The organism is Stenotrophomonas sp. GbtcB23 (genome assembly GCF_019091045.1).
GTDB lineage: Bacteria > Pseudomonadota > Gammaproteobacteria > Xanthomonadales > Xanthomonadaceae > Stenotrophomonas > Stenotrophomonas rhizophila_A.
Window position 1 is genome coordinate 1 of sequence record NZ_JAGXKC010000203.1, and the last position, 458, is coordinate 458.

General features: G+C 65.5%; 1 protein-coding gene. It reads right to left on the reverse strand.

The window, feature by feature from the left end; all coding sequences use genetic code 11:
- A partial coding sequence (locus tag KVS69_RS18795; RefSeq protein ID WP_217539491.1) for an SDR family oxidoreductase occupies window positions 1-458 on the reverse strand: 458 nt, incomplete at both ends.

Consider the following 458-nt stretch of genomic DNA (forward strand, 5'->3'; position numbering starts at 1 on the left):
GACCACCAGTTCCGATCCCACCGTCCAGCGTGATTCGTCCGAGGCCAGGTACAGCACGGCCTTGGCAACCTCGTCCGGCGTGCCGAAGCGGCCCATCGGGATGCTGCCGACGATCTCCTCATTGTGCTTGGCCCGGTAGGCGTCGGGGATGCCGAGCTTGTCATACAGCGGCGTTTCCACCGGGCCAGGGCTGACGGCGTTCAGGCGGATGCCGCGACCAAGCAGCTCGCTGGACAGTGTGCGGGTCATGCTCAGGAAGGCGGCCTTGGTAGCGGCATATACCGTCGAGCGTGCCATGCCCGCATGGACGTTGACGGAGGTGTTGAGCACCTCCGAGGCGGGGTTGGCCAGCACTGGCAGCAGCGCCTGCAGCAGGAAGTAAGGTCCCTTGACGTTGATGGCGAAGGAGGCGTCAAAGGCCTGCTCGGTCCACTCCTCGATCGGGACCCAGCCCGAGA